The organism is Micromonospora sp. URMC 106 (assembly GCF_051386395.1).
Taxonomy (GTDB): domain Bacteria; phylum Actinomycetota; class Actinomycetes; order Mycobacteriales; family Micromonosporaceae; genus Micromonospora.
Genome location: NZ_JBPQTP010000051.1, coordinates 1 through 18,469 on the forward strand (window position 1 = coordinate 1; position 18,469 = coordinate 18,469).

Consider the following 18,469-nt stretch of genomic DNA (forward strand, 5'->3'; position numbering starts at 1 on the left):
GGCGGGGGGCGCCACCACCGTCGCGGCACGGCGGTGGTGGCGGTGAGCGTCGAAACTGTACGACAGGCACCAGTCTCCGGCGGGAGGCTGCCGTTTGGCGTCTACCTGCTCGCGTTCAGCCTCTTCGCGATGGGCAGCGCGGAGTTCTTGCTTGCCGGGGTCCTGCCCGCGATCGCGGACGACCTGTCGGTCACGTTGTCCGCAGCCGGGGCGCTGATCTCAGCGTTCGCCCTCGGCGTCGTCATCGGCGGCCCTCCCTTGGCGATCATGACCCTCCGCTGGCCGCGCCGGGCCACGCTGGTGATCACCCAGGTCCTCTTCGCCGTATCCGTCGCGATCGGCCTTCTCACCCAGAGCTACACCGTCCTGCTGACCACCCGCTTCATCTGCGGCCTCGCCTACGCGGGGTTCTGGGCAGTCGCAGCGGTCACCGCGATCAGCCTCGTCACACCCGACCGCACCGCACGCGCCTCCGGAGTGGTCGTCAGCGGGCTCAGCCTCGCGATGATCGCCGGTGGCCCGGCCGGAGCCATGCTCAGCTACTTCACGGGGTGGCGCGGCGGATTCTGGGGCGTGGCCGCCCTCACGGTGGCCGGGGCGATCTCGACCCTCCTCGCGCTGCCCGCCACGAGCGCGAACGTGAAGCCCAGTGTGCGGCGTGAGCTTCACACCATGAGGCGACCCCAACTGTGGGTCGTCTACGCCGTCACCATCCTGAGCACCGCCGCCTACATGATCTCGTTCAACTACCTCGCGGCATTCCTGACCGACATCACCGGCATCCCGCGGGTCTGGATTCCCGCGATCCTCACCCTGTTCGGTGTCGGCGCCTTCATCGGTCTGTCCATCGGCGGCAGAGTCGCCGACAGGAGACCCTCACACGCGCTCCTCACCGGGGCGGTCGGAATCCTGGCCAGCTCCGTCCTGCTCGCGGGCCTCGCCCAGCACGCGCTGGCCGTCGTCCCCCTCGTCCTGCTCCTCGGGGTCGCCGGGTTCGTGCTCAACCCGGCCATCTACGGCCGCGTGTTCACCATCGCGTCGCAGGCACCCACCCTCGCCGGGGCCACCACCGTGTCCGCGTTCCAACTCGGCATCAGCCTCGTTCCCGCACTCGCTGGAGTCGCCTTCAACGCCGGGGCAGGCATTACCTCCGTCACCTGGATCGGCGCCGCCCTGGCAGCCGTGACGGTCCCGGCCATCCTTCTCGACCGGAAGATCTCACGTCGCCGGTCGCGGTTCGCCGCCTCATCAACGTGATGCGGCATCATCCCTCGCAGGTCGTCGTCCGCCGTCCCCGGCCGCCCGCCGACCTGTCGTTCTGGCCGTAGCGAAGCGGTGACCGGCGCATAGGGCAGCGACCCCGAACGGGGCCGCTGCCGCCGTCGTATCGGACGGCGTGGATTGACGGGTAGAGTACGGGACAGAACATCCCGTTTCTTCTCGGCTGCCGCCCGACGGCACGATCGGGGGTGCGATGGCAGGCCGGTGGAGTCGCCGGCTCGGTGTGACGTTGTGTGCGGTGCTGGTGCTCGCCGGTTGCACCGACAAGACCGGACCGGAACCGCTGGCACCCGTGGTGACCACCCAGGAGTTCGAGCAGCGACTCACCGAGCGCCTCTCACGTGCCGTCAGCGGGGCGCTGGAGCCGGAGGCGAAGGTCACCCCGCCGAGCCACTCCCGGAGTGTGGGGTGCGCGGAGTTGCCCGAGGGCGGACCGACCTGGGGTGTCCGGCCGCGAGCGGAGATGACGGTGTCCGCCGGCGGGAAGGCCGAAAAGTATCTCGACGACGTGGACATGTGGATGCTCCGCGAGGGCTTCGCCGAACACACCAAACGGTGGCGGATCGACACGCCCGCCGATGTCCGGGAGGTCACCGCCGAGCACGAGGACGGCACTCAGTTGCTCATGGAGATGGCTCGGAACAGTGGGACGTTCACCGTCGTGTTGACCGGGCCGTGCACCTGGCCGCCGGATCGGCCCGGCGGCCCGCCGTCGTCCGGGCGGCTCCCACCCCTCCCGCCGCCCCCCGGTCCGACGCAGACCCGCAGCGAAGCTCTCAACGATGCCTGCACGTCACCGAAGCTCTCCGTCTACAATCTCAGCTCTCGGCCCTTCGCCGGCCGTGGCCCACACCCGATGGCGTTGGTCAGGTATTCCGACGAGCGGTCGATGGAGTACGCCGAGTTCTTCCTGCCCGACGGCTTTGCACCCCGCTACCAGCCGGGCACCTTCCGCAGGAACCTCGACCAGGTGCAGCTCCTGGTCTGCGTACGTGTCACGGCGACCCGGGACTCGCGCCAGGACGTCACCTGCCGCTATGCGAGTGAAGGGGCCCTGCTGGGTGGCGGTAGGCCCTTCACCTTCGACCTGTTCGAGAGCGTCTACGACGTCACGGTGCGGGAGGCGCGCAGCGGCAAGCTGGTCAGCAGGTTCACCGTCCCGGGGAGACAGGGCGCCGAGGACAGCTGCCCGTATCGCATGAGCTACAACCGGAAACTGGCCCGGGGCATCGACGAGGCAGCCTTCGCGCGAGGACTGCGACCCCTGTTCGAAGCACGTCGGTGAGGAGGCCACCCGACGCCGGGATCATCGCTCCCCAGGAACTGCACGAACGGACCACCCGGGCTCTCCGCACGATGATCCTCGGCTACCAGCGACGACGACAGGCCACTCATGAGCCCGACCGGCTCTGCGCGCGCGAGCGACCGTACGCGGCAAGGGCGTGGAAGGCGGCCTTCGGCGTCCACGAGCCGTCCGGCAGCACCCGTACGATCCCGCGCGCGGCCAGGTCGAAGTCGCGCTCCGGGTCGTCGGTGGTCGGCAGGTGCCGGTTCGCGAACGTGTACACGAACGCCGCCTCCACCCCGCCGGCCTCGTAGTCGCGCAGCAGGTCCACGACGTAGCGGGCCTGGCTCTCCTCGTCGCGCTCCAGCCGCGCGGTGAGTGTGGCGGCGCGGCCGTGTTCGTCGTATGTCACCGGCTCCGCCCCGCCCGCGACGTCGGCCGCGCCCCGGAACGTGCAGCAGCCGAACTCGGTCGCGGCGTACGGCTTGCCCTGACCCACCGCGGCCGCCAGGGTCTGCGGGAACGTCGCGGCGTTGGTCGCGTCGCGGTACCCGGCGTCGCTGGCGATGATGTCGAACAGCGCCCAGTCCACGGCCTCCAGCGGGATCGAGGCGTAGCCGACGGGCCCTCCGAACCGCTCCCGCACCCGGGGCACCGCCTCGGCGAGGAAGTCGCGCACCGCGGCGCGCGCGGCCGGGACCGCCTCCCGCATCCGCATCGGGTCGGTGAACAGCGCCATGCGCTCGGCCAGGTCGCGGCCGGGCAGGAAGCCGTCGGTGAACATGGAGATCTCGGAGCCGGTGAGGTAGACGACCGACGCTCCGCCCTGTCGCAGTCGCTCGGCCCGCTCCGCGCCGTCGAGCACGAACGCCATGAGCCCGTCGCGGTCGAGGCCGTTGGTGAACGGGCAGTACCACACCTCAAGCCCGGCCTCGGCGGCGAACCTGGCGGTGAGTTCGAGTCGGTCCTGGACCCCGCCGGTGACGCGCACCGCGTCGCAGTGCAACTCGTCGCGAATGACGCGCAGGTCGCGCCGCACGGTCTCGGGGTCGAACGGCTCGTGGGTCGTGGTCCCCGCGCTCACGAAACCGGTGTCGTAGTTCATGCCGAAGACGCGCATCGGACGCCTCCCTCGCTTATAGGGTACTGCCCGTACCCTATAAGGTACGCGCAGTACCCTGCAAGACATGAGCACGAGGCGCCGGGGCGAGGAGCTGGAGCGGGCGATTCTGCACGCCGCGGCGGAGGAGTTGCGCGAGTCCGGCTACGCGGGGATGACCATGGACCGGGTCGCCGCCCGGGCCGGAACCAACAAGAACGCCATCTACCGCCGCTGGCCGCAGCGGGCGGCACTGGGCATCGCCGCGTATCAGTACCTGTCCGACGCCGTGATGCCGAACCCGGACACAGGCACCCTGCGGGGCGACGCGCTGGAGCTGCTGCGGCGGGCGAACGAGACGTGGTCGTCGCCGCACGGGGCGATCCTGCGCGGGTTGCTCGCCGCCGCGGCCGACGACCCCGAGCTGCTCACCCTCATGCGAGAGCGGTCCGGCGCGGACGCCATGGACCGCGCCTGGCTGGCGATGCTGGAGCGCGCCGTGGCCCGGGGCGAGGCACCCGCCGCGGCCGCGCACCGCCGGGTTGCGACGACGCCGATGATGCTGCTGCGTGCCGAGTACGCGATGCGCGGCATCCCCACCGTGCCCGACGAGGTGTTGGTCGAGATCGTGGACGAGGTGTTCCTGCCGCTCGTGCGCGGTCGCGGCTGAACGCCCGCGGCGGCCGGTGGTCTTCGCGGTCGCGGTGGTCGTGCTGTGCCGCCCCCGGCTGGGCTACACCGTGATGACGATCTTTCCCGCGGGATGACCCCGGGCGAGGTAGCGCATCGCGTCGGGCGCGTCGGGGAGAGCGTACGTGCGGTCGATGACCGGGGTGACTGAGCCCGCCTCGGCGAGGGCGGTCAGTTCCTCGAGATCCTCGTAGTGCTCCCGGGCGGTCACGCCGCGCACTCGCTGGCGGCCGGACAGTGAGAGCAGCGGTGCGGCCAGCTGGCGTTGGAAGCCGCCGAGCAGCCAGCCCGTGGCGTGGCCGCCGCCGACGAGGGCGATGGTCCCACGCGGCGTGCTCGCGCGCCGGAGCAGCGACAACGGTCGGTTGCCGGCGGTGTCGATGATGACGTCGTATCGCGCGCCGCCACGGTCGATCTCGTGCTGGGTGTAGTCGATGACGTCCTCGGCGCCGATGGAACGCACGAGGTCGATCTTCGAGGTGCTGCAGACGCCGGTCACGCGTGCCCCGTGCACCGTGAGCAGTTGGACGGCGAACGACCCGACGCCTCCGGCCGCGCCGGTGACCAGCGCCCGCTGTCCGGGCTGCACGCGTGCGTCGCGGATGCTCTGCAGCGCGGTCACCGCGGAGATGGGCATCGCCGCCGCCTGCTCGAAGGTGAGGTTGGCCGGCTTGGGTGCCAGCCGGTGCTGCCGCGCCGTCGCGTACTGGGCGAACGAACCGCTCTGGCAGGTGCCGTACACCTCGTCGCCGGCGCGCAGGCGAGTCACGCCGGCGCCGACCGCCACCACCACACCGGCGACGGCCCGACCGAGCACCGCGACCTTGGGCCGGCGCAGCCCGACCGCCAGCCGCACCGCCATGGGCCGGCCGGTCATGAAGATCCAGACGCCCGGGTCCAGGCCGGCGGCGCGTACCTCGACGAGCACCTCGTCGTCTCCGATCGAGGGTTTGTCGACCTCGCGGAACTCGAGCACGTCGGCCGGGCCGTACCCGTCGTACGCGATCGCCTTCATGACACGTCCTCGGGGGAGTCGGGATACTGGAACACGTCGTCGAGCGGAACGCCGAACACCCGGGCGATCCGGAAGGCCATTTCCAGGGATGGCGAATAGCGGCCCTGCTCGATGGCGATGAGGGTCTGCCGGGTTACGCCGATGTGTTCGGCGAGCTCGGCCTGGGTCATCTCGCCGTGCGCGAAGCGCAGCGCGCGGATGCGGTTGGTGACCCGCGTCGGCTTCACCACTGCGGGAAGCTCCCGCGGTACGCGATGACCTTGGTGATGCCGCCGAGGATCGCCGACAGCACGAAGCACAGGTAGATGGTGTTGGCGATCCAGAACCTGTCCCAGTCCGCCACCGCCATGAGCATCGCAGCGACCGCGCCGATGACGACGAACGACTGGCCGACGTGGTCACCGAGCCGCCCGATCTCACGGTCCCGCACGTCCTTGGCGCGCGACGCGCCCGGATTCACGACGGCCATGCCGGTCTCCGCCACGATCGACGCGAGGATGGCCGCGCCGACTGTCCACAACAGGGCGCTCGCGTACGGCACGTCGGGCAGCGGGCGACCATCGGCGCGGCTGACGATGAGGACCACGTAGGCGGAGTAGCCGAGCACGGCGACGACCAGCCTGATCCACGCGCGTTTCTCTTCGTGCGTCATGGGACGCCCTCCGGATGTCGAAAATATTTGACATCCCGAAGGTAGCGAATCTTTGACTTCGTGTCTAGAAAACTTTACATCGAGGTTCGCCGGCACGACCGCCTCGGCGGGCTCCCGCCCGAGTGTGAACGTGCGCGCTCGACCAGCCCGGCCGCAATGGTCGGCAGGTACCGCGCTAGTTGGCGCGGGGAAGCGTGATGGTGAATGTCGTCCCGACGCCGACCTCACTCGCGACCGTGATGGCGCCCTGGTGGTCGGTGACGATCTGCCGGGCGATGGCGAGGCCGAGGCCACTGCCCCCGGTACGGCGGCCCCGCGCGGCGTCGGCCCGCCAGAACCGGTCGAACACATGCGGCAGCGCGTCCGTTGCGATTCCCGAGCCGGTGTCGACGACCTGGACGATCGCCTGCGTGTCGGTGCGGCTCGCGACCAGCCGGACGCCGCCGCCCGCAGCGGTCGCCCGTAGTGCGTTGGTGACGAGATTGCCCACCACCTGGCGGAGCCGGTCGGGATCGGCGCGTACCGCGACCGGCTCGGCCGCCACGGTCAACGACACCCCGGCCGACTCCGCCCGGGCGTGGTGGGCGGTGCCGCAGGTCTCCAGGAGTTCGGCCAGGTCCACCGTGACCTTGTGGTACGTCAGGTTGCCCGCCTCCGCCAGGGCCAGGTCCTGCAGGTCGTCGACGATGCGCTGCTGCAGCACCGCCTCCTCGTGGAGCGACGCGAAGAGCTCCGGATCCGGCTCGATCACGCCGTCGGAGAGGGCCTCGAGGTAGCCGCGCAGGTTCGCCAGCGGGGTGCGCAGCTCGTGTGCGACGTCGGCGACCAGGCGGCGTTGGCGCTCCTCCCCGCGCTGCAGGGAGTCCGCCATCCGGTTGAACGACCGGGCCAACTCCGCCAGCTCGTCGTTGCCGCGCACCGGCACCCGTCCGGTGAGGTCGCCCCGGCCGAGGCGCTGGGCGGCGGTGGTGAGGGTGTCGATGGGGCGCAGCACCCGCCGGCTCAGCAGCATGGTGCCGATGATCGCCACCGCCGCCACGCCCGCCGCCGCGGTGAGCAGTGGAGCAGCCACCAGCACGGACGCCGGATCCCTGGGGGCGCCGAGGTAGACCCGGGCGGGTACCGGCGCGACGTCACTGATCTGGTTGACGAAGGCCTGGGCCAGGCAGGTGTCCAGTGGGCCCACCGCCGTCGGGGTGCCACAGGCCTGCACCCGGGCAGCGTTGATCTTCCGGTCCTGGCCCGACTCGAATGCGACGTCGCGGCAGGCGTCGATGGTCACGTCGAAGCCCCGGCGATCGCGGACGTCGACCTCGCTCAGGTCGGCGTCGAACCTCGGGACTCCCGTGCTGGTGGCGGCGGAGGCAACGGGGACGCCGTGTCGGGTCAGGCAGGCCGCGAACCGGACGCCCGTGCGGTAGGCGGCGATCTCGCCCACCACTTCCTCCTTCCGGCCGGCCGGGTCCGCTGGCAGTCCGGCCAGGTTCAGCTCCGGCCGCGGATCGACGAACCCGACCGTCGAGCCGAGCGGCCGGGCGGTGCGGCGCTCCAGGGTGTCGGTGTCCACGATCACCGGGCCCACCTCGGCGGCCAGGTGGATCCGCTGACCGGTTTGGGCACGCAGGTCCTGCACCAGGGCGGGCACGCCCTCCCAGGTGCCGTGCCCGCTGCCGTACGCCTGGAGTCGGGCGACGACCTCTTCGAGCTGCGCCTGGTCGGCGGTGGCCGACTCGTTGATCTGTTGCGACGCCTGTCGCAGGGTGAGCCACAGGGTCGCCGCGGTCGCGCTCACCGCGACGACGATGACCAGGCAGAGCACCCGCAGCCGGAAGCTCACCGGCGGGCTCCGGGCGCGCCCTCCGGGGTCGACGCGGTGGTGGATCGCGACGCCGGCGCGGCGAGGCGGTAGCCGCGGCCGTAGACGGTCTGCACGTACCGCGGCTCGGCGACGTCGTCCTCGATCTTGCGGCGGAGGTTCATCACGTGTGCGTCGACGGTGCGTTCGAGCACGTAATGATCGAATCCGAAGGCCCGGTCGATGATCTGTGCCCGGGTGAAGGCCCGCCCCGGCTCGCCGGCGAGCACCTCGAGGATGCCGAACTCCTTGGCCGTCAGCGCGACGAGCCGGCCACCGACGCGTACCTCGAAACGGCCGGCGTCCACCTCGAGGTCACCGACGCGCAGCACCGCCCGGTTGTCGGCGGTCACCACCCGCGCCCGGCGCAGCAGCGCGCGTACCCGGGCGGCCAGTTCCCGTGGGCTGTACGGCTTGGTGAGGTAGTCGTCGGCACCGAGGTCCAGGCCCAGCAGGATGTCGTCCTCGGTGGTGCGGGCGGTGAGCAGCAGGATCGGTGTCTCCGACTCGGCGCGCAGGATCCGGCACACGTCGAGACCGTCGACGACCGGCATCATCACGTCGAGGACCACGAGGTCCGGCCGGCGGGCCCGGCACTGCTCCAGCGCGGACCGCCCGTCGCCGACCAGCAGGACGCTGTGCCCCTCGCGTTCGAGATAGACCCGCACCAGGTTGGCCTGCTTCGGGTCGTCCTCGGCGACCAGGATCCGCGCGCTCATGTTTCCCCTTCTGCCTGGTGGGTGGCGGGGTCAAGTAAACCCGAGAGCCGTGAAGAACTGATGTGGGCGGATTCCGCACGGCTGGACCACGGCTTCTTCAAGGGTTCTTCACCACCGGCTGCCTACCGTTCCCGGCGTGTCAGTCAGGAGCCGGACATGATCTTCGAACCAGCACCCCGCAGCCGCCGCGACGAGCGCCAGCGGCGGGCGATCCGGCGGCGGATCCGGGAGACGCTCGCGGTGCGCCGGGCCGCCGCGGTCGGCGAGCACCGGGCCGCCCCACCGCCGGATGACTCGCCCGCCGAGCCCCGGGCCGCCCGGTGACGCGGGGTACGCGCACTCGGCGCGTCGCGACCCATGCCGTCGACGGGGGCGGGCGGTTGGCCGAGGCCGTGATCGATCTTGGGGCGATCGCGGCGAACCTCCGAACGATCGCGGCCACCGCGCGCACTGCGCTGATGGCGGTGGTGAAGGCCGACGGGTTCGGGCACGGCGCGGTGCCGGTGGCGCGGGCCGCGGTGGGTGCGGGCGCGCGCTGGCTGGGCGTGACCTCGACCGCGGAGGCGTTGGCGCTGCGCGCGGCGGGTCTCGACGCGCCTGTCCTGAGCTGGCTGCACCGGCCGGACGAGGACTTCACCCGGCTGATCGCCGCGGATGTCGACATCGCGGTGTCGAGCCTGACCCAGCTGGGTGCGGTCGTCGGCGCGGCCGCGCGGCTCGGCGTGTCGGCGGCGGTCCAGCTCAAGGCCGATGTCGGTCTGTCCCGCAACGGTGCCCGGGGCGACGACTGGCCGGAGCTGGTCACCTGGGCTCGCAAGCACGAGGCGGAGGGCAGCATTCAGGTACGCGGGGTGTGGTCCCACCTGACCAACGCGGATGTGCCGGGCTGCCCGAGCATCGAGCGGCAGGTGTCGACGTTCCGGGAGGCGCTGCGGATCGCGCGCGGGGCCGGGCTCGATCCCGAGCTGGTGCATCTGGCCAACTCGGCGGCGGCGCTGACCGCCCCGCAGACCCGGTTGGATCTCTGCCGGATCGGGCTGGCCATGTACGGCGTCGAGCCGTTCGGCGCGACCGGTCCGGGCCGTTTCGGCCTGCGGCCCGCGATGACCCTGCGCTCACAGGTCGTCCACCTGAAGCGGGTTCCCGCGGGGACCGGCGTCTCGTACGGGCCCGATCACGTGACCAGCCGCCCGACCACGCTCGCCCTGTTGCCGCTCGGGTACGCCGATGGTCTGTCGCGCACCGCCGAGGGCCGCGCGTGGGTCTGGCTAGCTGGTCGACGATGTCCGATCGTCGGCCGCATCGCCATGGATCAGTGCGTCGTCGATGCCGGCGATCTACCGGTGGCGCTCGGCGATCCCGTGGTCGTCTTCGGTCCCGGCGCCGAGCCGGGCTCGCCTGACCCGGCCGAGCCGACGGCCGCCGAGTGGGCACGGTGGGCCGGCACCAACCCGCACGAAGTCCTGACCGGAATCGGAACGCGAGTGGCGCGGGTACACCTACGTGGGGGAGCGGCGACATCATGACTGTTCGTCTGGCGGTGCTGTTCGGTGGGCGCAGCGGGGAGCACGACGTCTCCCGGCGGTCGGCGGAGAGCATCCTGGCCCATCTCGACCGCGACACATACGACGTGACCGAGGTGCTGATCGAGCGGGACGGCCAGTGGCGGGTGGACGGCGACCGAGCCACGTTCGCGCAGGCGCTGCGTACGCTGAGCGGCCAGGACGTGGTGTTTCCGGCGCTGCACGGCCCGTACGGTGAGGACGGCACCGTCCAGTCGATGCTGGAGTGGCTCGGCGTCGCGTTCGTCGGAAACGGTGTCTTCGCCAGCGCCGCGGGGATGGACAAGCCGGTCACGAAGAAACTCCTCGCCGCCGCCGGCCTGCGCGTGGCCGCCGGGGTGACGCTGCGCTCCGGCGAGGAGCTGTCGTCGCGGGATCAGCAGCGACTGGGACTACCCGTCTTCGTCAAACCGGCCCGGGCCGGATCGAGCCTCGGGGTCTCCAAGGTCGAACAGTGGGCGCAGCTGCCCGCAGCCCTGCGGCTCGCGCGCGAGAGCGACGCGAAGGTTCTCGTCGAGCGCTCCGTGCGCGGGCGCGAGATCGACGTCGGCGTCCTCCAGCACCCCGACGGTCGCGTCGAGGCCGGGCCGCCGCTGGAGATACGGGTGGCGAACGCCACCTTCTTCGACTACGAAGCCAAGTACGACGGCGGTGCCGACTTCCACATCCCGGCCCAACTCGACCCCGGCACCGCCCGACTGCTGCAGGACCGGGCTGTGCAGGCGTTCCACGCGCTCGGCTGCCGTGGGCTGCTCCGCGTCGACTTCTTCCTCCCCGAGCCGCACGTCGACCACGGCACATCGTGGACCGGAGACTGCCGGGAGCCGGTGATCAACGAGGTCAACACGTTTCCCGGGTTCACCGCCGCATCCCAGTACCCACAGATCTGGCAGCGGGCCGGAATCGACTTCCCGGCGCTGCTCGACATCCTCATCCGGGGCGCGCTGCATCGACGCGACGCCGCCGTCCCCTGCTCGAGGCCCCGCTGATGGCCGTCTACACCGCCGAACATCTCCGCGGTATCCGCGTCGTCGTCACCGGCGGGGGAACGGGCGGACACACCTACCCGGCGCTGACCACGATCCGTGCGCTGCGCGCCCGCCTGGCGGCAGCCGGCACCGAGCCGGACGTCCTCTGGGTGGGTGTCGCCGACGGACTGGAGGCCAGCGTCGCCAGGCAGGAGGGCATACCCTTCGCGGCGATCACCACCGGCAAGCTGCGCCGCTCGCCGAACCTGCACGAGTGGGGTCGCAACGTCGCCGACGCCTTCCGCGTGCCGCTCGGCATCTTCCAGGCCATCATGATCGTTGTGCGCAGCCGGCCGGAGGTGGTCCTCTCCACCGGCGGGTACGTCTGCGTCCCGATCGGGATCGTCGCCTGGCTGACCCGCCGCCCGCTGGTCATGCACGAGCAGATCCTCACGCTCGGGCTGGCGAACCGGATCCTCGCCCGCCTGGCCGATCGAGTCCTGCTGAGCCACGAATCCTCCATCGACCACCTGCCGACCCGGGCGAAAGCCCGCGCGGTGGTCACCGGCAACCCGATCCGGCCCGAGATCCTCATAGGCGACCGCGACCGGGCGCTCGCCACATACCGCCTGGATCCCCGCCTCCCGCTGGTGTACGTCACCGGCGGCGCCCAGGGCGCCGTCCAGGTCAACAACCTGATCGCCGACATCCTCCCCGGGCTCCTGCCGAGATGTCAGGTGCTCCACCAGTGCGGTGGCTTCTCACTCGCCCGCATGCGGCAGGTCGCCGACGCTGTCCCGGAACACCTGCGCGGCAGGTACCGGGTGGTCGACTACGTCCACGACGAGCTGCCCGACGTCCTGAGCGCCGCGGACATCGTCGTCGCGCGCAGCGGCGCCGGCACCGTCGCCGAACTCACCGCCCTGGGCAAGGCCTGCGTCCTCATCCCGCTCATCCCCACCGGAGGCGACGAACAGCGGCGCACCGCACGGCACCTCGCCGACGCCGGTGCGTCCCGCGTGCTCGCCGGCCCCGACGCCTCCGCCAACCGCCTCTACGAGGAGATCACGATGCTGCTCGACCACCCGGAGCGACGCCAGGAGTTGGCCAACGCCGCCCGTCGGCACGGCCGCCCCCACGCGGCCGACGCCGTGGCCGGCGCGATCATCGACGCCGCCGGGCGGGCCCGGTCATGATCCTGCTGTCGGATCGGCGAATCTCGGCCATCCCGCTGCACGACAACGGGGAGGCCCTGGTGGACGTGCGCCAGGTACCGGAACTTCGGGTCGACGAACGCCTGGCCGACGCGGCCGGGGCCTACGCACACCTGCGGGAGGCAACGGTCCAGCGCTTGCTCGACGCCCAGCGGACCCTGCCGGGAGGGCTGCGGCTGCTGATCATCGAGGGGTACCGGCCCCTCAGCCTGCAGACGACCTACTTCGAGAGCTACAAGGACGAACTGCGCCGCAGGTACCCGGAGTGGGACCCGGCGCGCCGGCACGTGGAGGCCAGCAAGTACATCTCGCCGCCCGAGGTGGCTCCGCACAGTACCGGCGGGACGGTCGACCTCACCCTCTGCACGCCCGACGGGCTCGAACTGGACCTGGGCACGATCGTCAACGCCAGCCCGGTGGACAGCGCCAACGCCTGCTTCACCGGATCACCCGACATCTCCCCGCAGGCCCGCACCAATCGCGGCATCCTGGGCCGGGCGCTGTCGTCCGCTGGCATGGTCAACTACCCGACCGAATGGTGGCACTGGTCGTTCGGCGACCGCTACTGGGCGCTGAGCAGCGGGGCCGCCCGGACCCGGTACGGGCCGGTGGACTTGCCGTGAACGGCCCGGCGGAGATCCCGCCGGGCCGTTGCCGTTGCCGAGCCGGTCGTTCGGGGCGGTGTCAGCCGGCCCGGACGAGTTGCCACTGCTGGTTGGCGCCGTTCCAGTCGGCGTACTGCACGATGTTCGCGCCGTCGGTCGTGGCAGCACCCTGCACCTCCACGACCTTGCCGCTGTGCCGGCTGAGCAGTCGGACGTAGCCACCCGAGTCCGCGATGCGGAACTGCTGGTTGGTCCCGTTGTGGTCGCTCCACTGCACGATGGCCCCACCGTCGGCGGTCGACCAGTTGTACACGTCGAGGACCTTGCCCGAGTGCCGGGACTTCAGCCGGTAGTAGCCGCCGCCGGAGTCGAGGAACTGCCACTGCTGGTTCGCCCCGTCGTGCCGGGTCCACTGGGTGATCCGCGCCCCGTCGGTGGTGGCCGACGCGTACAGGTCCAGCGCCTTCCCACTGTTCCGGTTCACCAGCACGTACCAGGCGCTGGGGTCGATCGGTCCGGGGTTGCCCGGCCCGCCGGCGTTGAGGGCGTCCAGGGTGGCGGTGTACGCGGGCTTCTTGATGCCGTTGGCGTCGAAGAGCAGGGGATTGTCGTTCCGCCAGGAGTCGCTGTCCCGGATTCCCCAGACGGTGATTCCGGTGCAGCGGGCGACGGCCAGGCAGGCGCGGGTGACGGCGGCGTAGATGCTGGCCTGGTTGGCGCCCTGCGCCACGTCGAGTTCGGTGATCTGGACGTCGACGCCGAGGTCGGCGAAGCGCTGCAGATTGGCCTGGTAGTCACCGGGCAGGCTGGTGCCCAGATGCGACTGGAAGCCGACGCAGTCGATGGGTACGCCGCGGGCCTTGAAGTCGCGGACCATGTTGTAGACGGCGGTGGACTTCGCGTTGATGCCGTCGGTGTTGTAGTCGTTGTAGCAGAGCCTGGCGCCGGGGTCGGCGGCGCGGGCCGCGCGGAAGGCGGCGTCGATCCAGTCGTTGCCGGTGCGCTGGAGGTTGGAGTCGCGCCGGGCGCCGCCGCCCCCGTCGGCGAAGGCCTCGTTCACCACGTCCCACGAGTGGATCTTGCCGCGGTAGTAGCTGGCCACCCGGGTGACGTGGTTGATCGCGGCGTTCCGCAGCGCGCTGCCGGAGAGGGTCTGCGCCCATCCCGGCTGCTGGGCGTGCCACAGCAGGGTGTGCCCGCGCACCGACATGCCGCGGGACTGGGCGTGGTTGACGATCCGGTCACCGTTGCCGAAGGTGAAGACACCCTGCTGGGGCTCGGTGGCGTCCCATTTCATCTCGTTCTCGGCGACGACCGAGTTGAACTCGCGGTCGAGGATGGTGACGTACTGGCTGTCGGAGAGGCGGTGCGCCGCGACCGCGGCGCCGAAGTAGCGGCCCTTCTCCGCGGCCGACGCGCCGAGGGTCGTGCCGGCGGTGGCGGGGGTGGCCGGGGCGAACAGGGCGGCGAGGAGGGCTGCGACGGAGAGCAGCGCGAGGAGCCCGCGCTTCGATCGGGACGGGCGGTGTCGGTGCGGTCGGGCCGGTGGTGTCACGGTGGCTCCCGAGTGTCGTGGGGAATGGTCGGGTTTCGCTTGCCAGCGCGCCCAGATCTGGCCGGCCACCGGTGGGACTCATGACGGCGACTTGGGAGCGCTAACATAGACGAACGTAACGGTGCCAGAATGCGCCGCCGCCATCAAGGGCTTCCCGTCGCACTCCTGCGGTGAGGGTCGACCGGGTGTGCGGTGGTGGACGCGGTCACGCCCGGTTTCGATCCGATTTCTATTGTTGGCGTTCGATGTCGTTAACGTTAACTCCTATATGGATCATGGCTGCGAAGCCGGGCAGGTGTTCTGCCGTAACCTGCGCGCCCGGTTCGGCCGGCGGTCGTGGCGTGGCCGGAGCCCCTGCGCGCCGTGGACACATCCCCAGATCCGCCGGGCCCGCTACCCGCCTGTTGCCGACAGGCGTCTTGACGGAGTTCGATGTGAGCGTTAACACTAGGGGCGCGATCGAGCGGAGGTGGTCATGAGCGGTGTGGACGGTACGGACGAGCGGTACGTGGTCGGAGTCGACTACGGCACGCTCTCCGGCCGGGCTCTGGTGGTCCGGGTCAGCGACGGCGCGGAGCTCGGGACCGCGGTGCACGCGTACCGCCATGGAGTCATCGAGTCCGCGCTCCCCGAGGGCGGGCCGGCGCTGCCCCCCGACTGGGCGCTGCAGGACCCGGAGGACTACCGGGCCGTCCTGCGTCATGCCGTCCCGGCCGCGCTGGCTGCCGCCGGCGTCGCACCGTCTCAGGTCATCGGCATCGGTACCGACTTCACCGCCTGCACCGTCCTGCCGACCCTCGCCGACGGTACGCCGCTGTGCGAGATCCCGGAGCTGCGCCACCGGCCGCACGCCTGGGTGAAGCTGTGGAAGCACCACGCCGCCCAGCCGCACGCCGACCGGATCAACGCGCTGGCCCACGAGCGGCGCGAGCCGTGGATCAGCCGCTACGGCGGCAAGGTCTCGGCCGAGTGGCAGTTCGCCAAGGGCCTGCAGATCCTCGAGGAGGACCCGGAGACCTACCGGCGCGCCGATCGCTTCATCGAGGCGGCCGACTGGATCGTGTGGCAGCTCTGTGGCACCGAGACCCGCAACGTCTGCACCGCCGGCTACAAGGGCCTCCGGCAGGACGGCCGGTACCCGTCGGGGGAGTACCTGAGCGCGCTCGACCCGGGCTTCGCCGACTTCGTGACCAAGCTGGACGGTCCGCTGCTGCCCCTGGGCGACCGCGCCGGCAACCTCAGCTCACAGGCCGCCGCCTGGACCGGCCTACCGGAGGGCATCGCGGTCGCGGTCGGCAACGTCGACGCGCACGTCACGGCCGCCGCCGCCCAGGCCCTGAACCCCGGCCGGCTCGTCGCGATCATGGGCACCTCCACGTGCCATGTCCTCAACGGCACCCACCGCGCCGACGTGCCCGGCATGTGCGGCGTCGTCGACGGCGGCATCAGCCCTGGCGCCTGGGGCTACGAGGCCGGCCAGAGCGGTGTCGGCGACATCTTCGGCTGGTTGGTCACGCACGCCGCGCCCGCCGGCCTGGACACGCACGAGCAGCTGACCGAGCTGGCCGCCGCCCAGCCGGTCGGCGCGCACGGCCTGGTGGCGTTGGACTGGTGGAACGGCAACCGCTCCCTCCTGGTCAACCACGACCTGAGCGGCCTGATCGTCGGAATGACGCTGGCCACCCGGCCACAGGACGTCTACCGGGCGCTGCTCGAATCCACCGCGTTCGGCACCCGGATGATCATCGAGGCGTTCGTCGACGCCGGGGTGCCGGTCACCGACCTGGTGGCGGCCGGCGGTCTCACCTCGAACCGGCTGCTGATGCAGATCTACGCCGACGTCACCGACCGCCCGCTGAGCGTCATCGGCTCCGCCCAGGGACCGGCGCTCGGGTCGGCCATCCACGCGGCGGTCGCCGCGGGGGCGTACCCGTCGATCCACGAGGCGTCCGCGGCCATGGGCCGGGTGCGCGAGGCGGTCTACCGGCCGGATCCGGACAACGTGCGCGCGTACGACGCCCTCTACGCCGAGTACCGCGCGCTGCACGACCACTTCGGTCGCGGCGGCAACGACGTCATGCTCCGCCTGCGGGCGATCCGGAACGCGGCGCTCGACGCGGCCGCGGCGAAGGCCGACACGATTCTGGAGGTGCTCGGATGACCGGCGACGTGGCTCGACAGGTGGCCGCGCTGAGGGACACCGTTGCCCGCCTGCACGGCGAGTTGACCCGGTACGACCTGGTGGCGTGGACCGCCGGCAACATCTCGGCCCGGGTCCCCGGCCAGAGCCTGATGGTCATCAAGCCCAGCGGCGTCGACTACGACGACCTGACGGCGGACAGCATGGTGGTCTGCGACCTCGACGGCAACGTCGTCGACGGGGCCGGATCCCCGTCCAGCGACACCGCCGCCCACGCCTACGTCTACCGGGCGATGCCGGAGGTCGGCGGCGTCGTCCACACGCACAGCGGTTACGCCACCGCCTGGGCCGCCCGGGGCGAGGGCATCCCGTGCTGGCTGACCGCCCAGGCCGACGAGTTCGGCGGGGAGATCCCGGTCGGGCCGTTCGCGTTGATCGGCGGGGATGCCATCGGCAAGGGGATCGTCAGCACCCTGTCCGGGCACCGCTCGCCCGCCGTGCTCATGCGCAACCACGGGGTCTTCACGATCGGCAGGGACGCCCGCGCGGCCGTCAAGGCGGCGGTGATGTGCGAGGACGTCGCCCGCACCGCGCACCTGGCCCGCACCCTCGGTCAGCCGCTTCCGATCGCGCCGGCCGACATCGACTCGCTCCACGACCGGTACCAGAACGTCTACGGGCAACGTCCGGGCTGAGCACCGCCGTCCGAACCTCCTGACCGGACACCGCTCATCCGGCACCGCCCTTCTCGCACCACCCCACCACGGCAGCCGGGCCGCATGCCCCTGAGGCCGAGATCCGGCTCGCCCGATCCCGAGGAGAACCGATGAGAACCAGGAGAACGGCACGCACCATAGTCGCGGCCTTCGTCACCGTGCTGCTCGCCGGCAGCCTCGCGGCCTGCGGCAACAGCGACACCGGCGGCGACTCCGGCGGTGGCGACGACAAGATAGTTCTGGGCTTCTCCCAGGTCGGCGCGGAGAGCGGCTGGCGGACGGCGAACACCACCTCGATCAAGGAGGCCGCCGCCGAGGCGGGAATCGAGCTGAAGTTCGACGACGCCCAGCAGAAGCAGGAGAACCAGATCAAGGCGATCCGGAACTTCATCCAGCAGAAGGTCGACGTGATCGCCTTCTCGCCGGTCGTGGAGTCGGGCTGGGACACCGTCCTGAAGGAGGCCAAGGACGCGGGCATCCCGGTGATCCTCACCGACCGCGCCGTGGACTCCGCCGACAAGTCGCTGTACAAGACCTTCCTCGGGTCGGACTTCGTCAAGGAGGGCCGCCTGTCCGGCGAGTGGCTGGTGGAGAACACCAAGTCGGCGACAGGGCCGGTGAACATCGTCGAACTGCAGGGCACGACCGGTTCGGCGCCGGCGAACGACCGCAAGAAGGGCTTCGCCGAGGCGATCGCCGCCAACCCGAACCTCAAGATCGTCGCCTCCCAGTCGGGTGACTTCACCCGGGCCGGCGGTAAGCAGGTGATGGAGCAGTTCCTCAAGGCCAACCCGGACGTCGACGTGCTCTTCGCGCACAACGACGACATGGGCCTGGGCGCGCTCGAAGCGATCACGGCGGCCGGGAAAACGCCCGGCAAGGACATCCTCATCATCACCATCGACGCGGTGAAGGACGGCATGCAGGCCCTCGCGGATGGCAAGTTCAACTTCATCGCGGAGTGCAGCCCGCTGCTCGGGCCACAGCTCATGGAGCTGACGAAGAAGGTCCACGCCGGCGAGGAGGTGCCGGTCCGGATCGAGACCGAGGAGACCACCTTCACGCAGGAGCAGGCCAAGAAGGCGCTGCCCGACCGCAAGTACTGACCGCACC

18 protein-coding genes are annotated in these 18,469 nt (G+C 71.1%); 11 read left to right on the top strand and 7 right to left on the bottom strand.

The annotated features are described in order from the left end of the window. Positions 1-1,257: Cmx/CmrA family chloramphenicol efflux MFS transporter (locus tag ACSNOB_RS17300; RefSeq protein ID WP_436687582.1), on the top strand; the 1,257-nt coding region annotated here is incomplete at its 5' end. 262 nt (positions 1,258-1,519) lie between these two features. Next, positions 1,520-2,566, top strand: a complete 1,047-nt coding sequence (locus tag ACSNOB_RS17305; protein ID WP_436687583.1) for a hypothetical protein — start codon at positions 1,520-1,522, stop codon at positions 2,564-2,566. Between the two features lie 106 nt (positions 2,567-2,672). Here ACSNOB_RS17305 and ACSNOB_RS17310 read toward each other — a convergent pair whose 3' ends face one another. Beyond that, positions 2,673-3,686 (bottom strand): hypothetical protein, encoded by a 1,014-nt coding sequence (locus tag ACSNOB_RS17310; RefSeq protein ID WP_436687584.1) that lies wholly within the window; start codon positions 3,684-3,686, stop codon positions 2,673-2,675. 67 nt (positions 3,687-3,753) lie between these two features. Between ACSNOB_RS17310 and ACSNOB_RS17315 the strand changes: the two genes are divergently transcribed. Next, the gene (locus tag ACSNOB_RS17315) at positions 3,754-4,335 is read left to right on the top strand and encodes a TetR/AcrR family transcriptional regulator (protein WP_436687585.1); all 582 of its coding nucleotides are present in this window, start codon (positions 3,754-3,756) and stop codon (positions 4,333-4,335) included. 63 nt (positions 4,336-4,398) lie between these two features. Here the strand turns inward: ACSNOB_RS17315 and ACSNOB_RS17320 are convergent, their stop codons facing one another. The 5 genes from ACSNOB_RS17320 to ACSNOB_RS17340 all read right to left on the bottom strand — a co-directional run bounded on the left by ACSNOB_RS17320 (position 4,399) and on the right by ACSNOB_RS17340 (position 8,596). Then, entirely contained in the window at positions 4,399-5,370 is a 972-nt protein-coding gene (locus ACSNOB_RS17320) for an NAD(P)-dependent alcohol dehydrogenase (protein WP_436687586.1), read from the bottom strand. Then, positions 5,367-5,600, bottom strand: coding sequence for a helix-turn-helix transcriptional regulator (locus ACSNOB_RS17325; RefSeq protein WP_393106869.1), 234 nt, complete (start codon positions 5,598-5,600; stop codon positions 5,367-5,369). Before ACSNOB_RS17325 ends, ACSNOB_RS17320 begins: the two co-directional genes overlap by 4 nt. After that, positions 5,594-6,022, bottom strand: a complete 429-nt coding sequence (locus ACSNOB_RS17330; RefSeq protein WP_436687587.1) for a hypothetical protein — start codon at positions 6,020-6,022, stop codon at positions 5,594-5,596. Before ACSNOB_RS17330 ends, ACSNOB_RS17325 begins: the two co-directional genes overlap by 7 nt. Positions 6,023-6,197: 175 nt before the next feature. Then, positions 6,198-7,859, bottom strand: coding sequence for a sensor histidine kinase (locus tag ACSNOB_RS17335; protein WP_436687588.1), 1,662 nt, complete (start codon positions 7,857-7,859; stop codon positions 6,198-6,200). Further along, on the bottom strand, positions 7,856-8,596 hold the full coding sequence (locus tag ACSNOB_RS17340; RefSeq protein ID WP_436687589.1) for a response regulator transcription factor: 741 nt from the start codon (positions 8,594-8,596) through the stop codon (positions 7,856-7,858). Before ACSNOB_RS17340 ends, ACSNOB_RS17335 begins: the two co-directional genes overlap by 4 nt. Positions 8,597-8,752: 156 nt before the next feature. Between ACSNOB_RS17340 and ACSNOB_RS17345 the strand changes: the two genes are divergently transcribed. From ACSNOB_RS17345 to ACSNOB_RS17365, 5 genes are read left to right on the top strand one after another with little or no spacing between them, the layout of a single operon-like run. After that, positions 8,753-8,920, top strand: a complete 168-nt coding sequence (locus ACSNOB_RS17345) for a hypothetical protein (RefSeq protein ID WP_436687590.1) — start codon at positions 8,753-8,755, stop codon at positions 8,918-8,920. Between the two features lie 56 nt (positions 8,921-8,976). After that, positions 8,977-10,122: an alanine racemase gene (gene alr, locus ACSNOB_RS17350; RefSeq protein ID WP_436687591.1), complete on the top strand. Its 1,146-nt coding sequence runs from the start codon at positions 8,977-8,979 to the stop codon at positions 10,120-10,122. Next, positions 10,119-11,147 (top strand): D-alanine--D-alanine ligase family protein, encoded by a 1,029-nt coding sequence (locus ACSNOB_RS17355; protein ID WP_436687592.1) that lies wholly within the window; start codon positions 10,119-10,121, stop codon positions 11,145-11,147. The genes alr and ACSNOB_RS17355 overlap by 4 nt, the downstream gene beginning before the upstream one ends. Continuing rightward, positions 11,147-12,322, top strand: a complete 1,176-nt coding sequence (locus ACSNOB_RS17360; RefSeq protein WP_436687593.1) for a UDP-N-acetylglucosamine--N-acetylmuramyl-(pentapeptide) pyrophosphoryl-undecaprenol N-acetylglucosamine transferase — start codon at positions 11,147-11,149, stop codon at positions 12,320-12,322. Before ACSNOB_RS17355 ends, ACSNOB_RS17360 begins: the two co-directional genes overlap by 1 nt. Then, positions 12,319-12,963: a M15 family metallopeptidase gene (locus tag ACSNOB_RS17365; protein ID WP_436687594.1), complete on the top strand. Its 645-nt coding sequence runs from the start codon at positions 12,319-12,321 to the stop codon at positions 12,961-12,963. The genes ACSNOB_RS17360 and ACSNOB_RS17365 overlap by 4 nt, the downstream gene beginning before the upstream one ends. Before the next feature lie 61 nt (positions 12,964-13,024). Here the strand turns inward: ACSNOB_RS17365 and ACSNOB_RS17370 are convergent, their stop codons facing one another. Next, complete coding sequence (locus tag ACSNOB_RS17370; protein ID WP_436687595.1) at positions 13,025-14,500, bottom strand: endo-1,4-beta-xylanase; 1,476 nt, start codon at positions 14,498-14,500, stop codon at positions 13,025-13,027. 475 nt (positions 14,501-14,975) lie between these two features. On the opposite strand from ACSNOB_RS17370, the gene araB reads away from it, so the two are divergent. The 3 genes from araB (at position 14,976) to ACSNOB_RS17385 (ending at position 18,462) form a co-directional block, all read left to right on the top strand. Next, positions 14,976-16,661 carry a ribulokinase gene (gene araB, locus ACSNOB_RS17375; protein ID WP_436687596.1) on the top strand — a complete coding sequence of 562 codons (1,686 nt, stop codon included), beginning with the start codon at positions 14,976-14,978 and terminating at the stop codon, positions 16,659-16,661. After that, positions 16,658-17,335, top strand: coding sequence for an L-ribulose-5-phosphate 4-epimerase (locus tag ACSNOB_RS17380; protein WP_436687597.1), 678 nt, complete (start codon positions 16,658-16,660; stop codon positions 17,333-17,335). The genes araB and ACSNOB_RS17380 overlap by 4 nt, the downstream gene beginning before the upstream one ends. 131 nt (positions 17,336-17,466) lie before the next feature. Further along, positions 17,467-18,462 carry an ABC transporter substrate-binding protein gene (locus tag ACSNOB_RS17385; RefSeq protein ID WP_436687598.1) on the top strand — a complete coding sequence of 332 codons (996 nt, stop codon included), beginning with the start codon at positions 17,467-17,469 and terminating at the stop codon, positions 18,460-18,462. The last annotated feature ends 7 nt before the right edge of the window (positions 18,463-18,469 follow it).